This window comes from Arthrobacter sp., assembly GCF_031988865.1.
In the GTDB taxonomy this organism is placed as follows: Bacteria; Actinomycetota; Actinomycetes; order Actinomycetales; family Micrococcaceae; genus Arthrobacter_B.
The window spans coordinates 1-4,699 of record NZ_DALZXY010000147.1; the positions used below are offsets into that span (position 1 = coordinate 1).

At 64.3% G+C, this 4,699-nt stretch carries 4 protein-coding genes; all 4 read left to right on the top strand.

The window, feature by feature from the left end; genetic code table 11:
• The first annotated feature begins 79 nt into the window (after positions 1 to 79).
• The gene (gene ruvB, locus RTN46_RS16470; protein WP_312183011.1) at positions 80 to 1,138 is read left to right on the top strand and encodes a Holliday junction branch migration DNA helicase RuvB; all 1,059 of its coding nucleotides are present in this window, start codon (positions 80 to 82) and stop codon (positions 1,136 to 1,138) included.
• Between the two features lie 366 nt (positions 1,139 to 1,504).
• Positions 1,505 to 1,972, top strand: a complete 468-nt coding sequence (gene yajC / locus RTN46_RS16475) for a preprotein translocase subunit YajC (protein WP_312183017.1) — start codon at positions 1,505 to 1,507, stop codon at positions 1,970 to 1,972.
• 88 nt (positions 1,973 to 2,060) lie between these two features.
• A complete protein-coding gene (gene secD, locus RTN46_RS16480) occupies positions 2,061 to 3,923 on the top strand; it encodes a protein translocase subunit SecD (RefSeq protein ID WP_312183013.1) in 1,863 nt (620 codons plus the stop codon).
• Positions 3,923 to 4,699 (top strand): protein translocase subunit SecF (gene secF, locus RTN46_RS16485; protein ID WP_312183015.1); only part of this gene is annotated, 777 nt, incomplete at its 3' end. The genes secD and secF, both read left to right, overlap by 1 nt.

Sequence of the window (4,699 nt, forward strand, 5' to 3'; positions counted from 1 at the left end):
GAGATCCTGCGCCTGACACTGCGCCGCCTGGGCCAGGACGGCGCCCGCGGCCGGGCCCCGCAGAAGCAGGCCGGCTAGCGTGGCTGCCGCCGAACCGCTCACCGCGGCCGCACCGGATCCCGACGACAAGGCCATCGAAGCAGCGCTGCGCCCGAAAAACCTCGATGACTTCGTGGGCCAAAAGCGGGTCCGCGAACAGCTCTCCCTGGTCCTGGAAGCGTCCCGGCTGCGCGGCCGCAGCGCCGACCATGTGCTGCTCTCCGGGCCCCCCGGCCTCGGCAAAACGACCCTGTCCATGATCATCGCCGCGGAAATGAACGCACCGCTGCGCATCAGCTCCGGCCCGGCCATCCAGCACGCCGGCGACCTGGCCGCCATCCTCTCCTCCCTGACTGAAGGGGAGGTGCTGTTCCTGGACGAAATCCACCGCATGTCCCGTCCTGCCGAGGAAATGCTGTACATGGCCATGGAGGACTTCCGGGTGGACATCGTCGTCGGCAAGGGAGCCGGGGCCACCGCCATTCCGCTGGACCTGCCCTCCTTCACGCTGGTCGGCGCAACCACCCGGGCCGGGCTCCTGCCCGGGCCGCTGCGCGACCGGTTCGGTTTTACCGGCCATCTGGAGTTCTACTCCACCCCGGAACTGGAGCTGGTCCTGCGGCGCTCGGCCATGCTGATGGACATGAAGGTGAACTCAGCTGCTTTCGCCGAGGTGGCCGGACGGTCCCGCGGCACACCGCGAATTGCCAACCGCCTGCTGCGCCGGGTCAGGGACTGGGCACTGGTGCACGGGGTCGATCAGATTGACGCCCGCTCGGCCGGGGCCGCACTGGATATGTATGAGGTCGACGAACGCGGACTCGACCGGCTGGACCGCGCGGTGCTGCTTGCCCTGGTCACGAAGTTCAACGGCGGGCCGGTGGGGCTTTCAACCCTGGCCATCGCCGTCGGGGAGGAACCCGAGACAGTGGAGACGGTTGCCGAACCGTATCTGGTCCGCGAAGGCCTGCTGGGTCGAACACCCCGGGGACGCATCGCGACCCGGGCGGCCTGGGAACACCTCGGACTCGAAATCCCGGAGACCGCGGCGCGGGCGGTTCCGGACGGGCTGCCTGCTGGAAATCCTGCCGCTTCCTGACGGGCTGCCTGCAGGGAGCCCAGCCGGTTTCCGACGGGCTCCGGGCAGGGCGTCCTGCAGGGAGTCCTGCCCGGAGTCACGGCCGAACCGGAGCAGGCAGAGCGAACGGACGCGCAGAGGCCTGAAGCCTGTCAACCCGGGCTTGGGATGCGATCTCGGCCGGTTGGCTGCACAATAAACATGGCGGCAGAACGAGATTTTAGCTGCACAATGAAACTTAAAGGGCCGCAGGTCCGTTTTCCCCTTAGACTGATCTGACGCTTACGCAAGCCGGCGCGTCAGATCCGGCGGCCTGAATGCAGTATTGGTTCATGCAGGCCGGCGCACGCCCGATAAACCGCAACAGAAACGGAACCCTTCGTGTTCTTGAATGTCCTGGCCCAGACGACCACTGATACCGGCAATGGAGGCGGCTTCCAACTGACGAACCTCCTCCTGCCGGTCCTGCTTGCGTTGTTCATCTTCATGATGTTCCGCAAGCAGAAGAAGACCCAGCAGACGGTTAAGGAGCAGCGGACCCAGATGGTTCCCGGCACCGAGGTCATGACCCAGTTTGGCCTGTTCGGCACGATCGTGTCCGTGGATCAGGAAGAGAACAAGGCGGTCCTTGAACTGTCGCCGGGCAACCTGGCCACGATCCACCTCCAGGCACTGACCAAGGTTGTCACCACCACGCCCGCCGAAGAAGAGCCGCAGGAAACGGTCGTCCCCGACGACGCTTCCTCGCTCACCGGCGAGACCACGCACCCCGAGGCCGCCGACTCGGTGTCCCGGGACGAGACGCCTGAAGAAACGCTCAAGCGCCTCGACCGCGAGAAGAAGAACGACAACTAGACTCTCCGAGGGCCTGCGGGGCGGAGTGAGTCCGCAGGCCCGCCGGATCACTCTGTCTCCGGCGATTACGCCCTAAAGGAAAACCTCTATGCCTCGAACCGGTTCCGGCCCCGCCGCGAAAAAGACGCTCATTTGGTTGGGTGTCCTTTTTGCTGCCCTGGCCATACTGCTCGGCGGCGGCTCCACATGGAGCAACGCCAGCTGGACTCCTAAACTCGCCCTCGATCTTGAGGGCGGCACCCAGATGATCCTGTCTCCAAAGGTGGTGGGCGGAGACTCGGAGATCAGCCAGGAACAGCTCGACCAGGCGGTGGAGATCATCCGCCAGCGCGTGGACGGCAGTGGTGTTTCCGAAGCCGAAATCACCACACAATCCGGCCGCAACGTTGTTGTCTCCCTCCCTGGTACCCCGTCTGCCGAAACACGTGCGCTGATCCAGGCATCGGCAGCAATGGAATTCCGGGCAGTGCTCGTGGGCGGACCCGGCCAGGCCGCGGCCGCGCAGACCCCCACGCCGGATGACCAGCTCCCGCAGCCGACGGCCGAACCGACGAACGGTTCCGACCTCAACTGGGTGACGCCTGAGCTCTACAAGGAGTTCGAGTCCACCAACTGCCTGGATCCGGCAACACTTGAGGCCTCGGTTGAGCCTGCCCCGGCGGATCAGCCCATGGTGGCGTGTGAGCCGGAGACGGGCGGCAAGTACATTCTTGGGCCCGTTGAGGTTCCCGGGTCCTTGCTTGAGGACGCCAGCTTCGGTATGGCCCAGAGCGGCCAGGGCCAGTCCCTGAACCAGTGGGCAGTGAACCTGGACTTCAATGGTGAAGGCACCGAGAAGTTCCGCGAGGTTTCCGAGCGCCTGGTCGGTTTCGGCAAGGGAACTCCCCAGAACCAGTTCGCCATCGTCCTGGACGGACAGATCATCTCCGCGCCGTCCATGAATGTGCCGATCACCGACGGCAACGCCCAGATCACCGGAAGCTACACGCAGGAGAGCGCCAAGGCCCTCTCCGAACAGCTGAAGTACGGCGCCCTGCCGATCAGCTTCGACATTCAGAGCGAACAGCAGGTCTCAGCCACCCTTGGTGCAGACCAGCTGCGGATGGGACTGATTGCCGGCGTCATCGGCCTGATCCTGGTGGCCGTCTACTCGCTGTTCCAGTACCGCGCACTTGGGTTCGTCACCATTGCCTCACTGGTAGTCGCCGGCGTGCTGACATACCTGGCGATCGCTATCCTCGGTTGGTCCCACAACTACCGGCTTTCGCTGGCAGGTGTTGCTGGCCTGATTGTTGCCATTGGCCTCACCGCGGACTCCTTCATTGTCTACTTCGAGCGAATCCGCGACGAACTGCGCGAAGGCAGGTCACTGGTATCCGCCGTGGACACCGGATGGAAGCGGGCCAAGCGGACCGTCCTGGCCTCGAAGGCAGTGAACCTGCTGGCCGCCGTCGTGCTGTACTTCGTTGCAGTGGGCAACGTCCGCGGCTTCGCCTTCACCCTCGGGCTGACAGCCATTGCCGACCTCATCGTCGTCTTTATGTTCACGCACCCCGTGATGGTGCTGCTTGCCAGGACCAAGTTCTTCGGCCAGGGCCACAAATGGTCCGGGCTCGACGCGACCCGCCTGGGTGCCGTGCCGGTTTACCGCGGCGCGGGACGCCTGCGGGAACCTGCCATGGCCGGTGCCGGAGCGGGCGCCGAGCAGGGAACAGGATCCTCCTCGAAGCCGGTCTCCCCGAAGAATAAGGGTGCGGCAAAGGAAGCTGAACGACGGATGACGATCGCTGAGCGGCGCCAGGCAGAAGCCGAGAAGCAGCGCGAAGCAGAGTCGCGCGGCAAGAAGCAGTCTGACGGCCAAAATCAGTCCGGCGGGGCTTCCACGAATTCCAGCGGAAACCCAGATTCGATGGCCGGATCCGGCCGCGATGCGAAGAAGGAGGGCAACTGATGAGCAAGCTCCCCAGATTCGCCACGTTTGGCAATGAGCTGTACACCGGAAAACGGTCCTACAACTTCGTGGGCCGCTACCGGCTGTGGTTCCTGATCGCCGCCATAGCGATCATCCTTTCCTGCCTGATCCCGGTGGCCAAGGGTGGTTTCAACCTTGGCATCGACTTCCGCGGCGGCTCGGAGTTCACCGTCTCAGGTGTCGAGAACACCCAGGTTTCGGTGGGCGAAGAGGCCGTGGCCGAAGTTGTTTCAGGCTCCGACCCCCGCGTCACGAACATTTCCCCCGGCACGATGCGCATCCAGACCGAGGAACTCACTGACGACCAGACGCTGGAAGTGAAAGCCGCGCTGGCGCAGGACTACGGCGTGTCCGAGGACCAGGTCACTTCCACGTTCATCGGCCCCACCTGGGGCAACGACGTCAGCCGGCAGGCACTGATTGGCCTCCTGGTCTTCGTGGCCCTCGCCGCGGTCCTGATGGCGCTGTACTTCCGGACCTGGAAAATGTCGCTTGCGGCTATCTCCGGCCTGCTGGCCGTTATGGTGACCCCCGCCGGGCTTTACGCACTCAGCGGATTCGAAGTCACGCCGTCGGCCATCATTGGCTTCCTGACCGTGCTTAGCTACTCGCTGTATGACACGGTGGTTGTCTTCGACAAGATCCGCGAGAACACTGCTGACCTGGACAAACAGACCAAGCGCACGTTCGCCGAACAGGTGAACCTGGCCATCAACCAGACACTGGTGCGCTCGATCAACACCTCGGTGGTCGCC

Bases quoted from the DNA above. Each gene is read 5' to 3' on its own strand.
- secD (WP_312183013.1), top strand. From the start codon at position 2,061: ATGCCTCGAACCGGTTCCGGCCCCGCCGCGAAAAAGACGCTCATTTGG.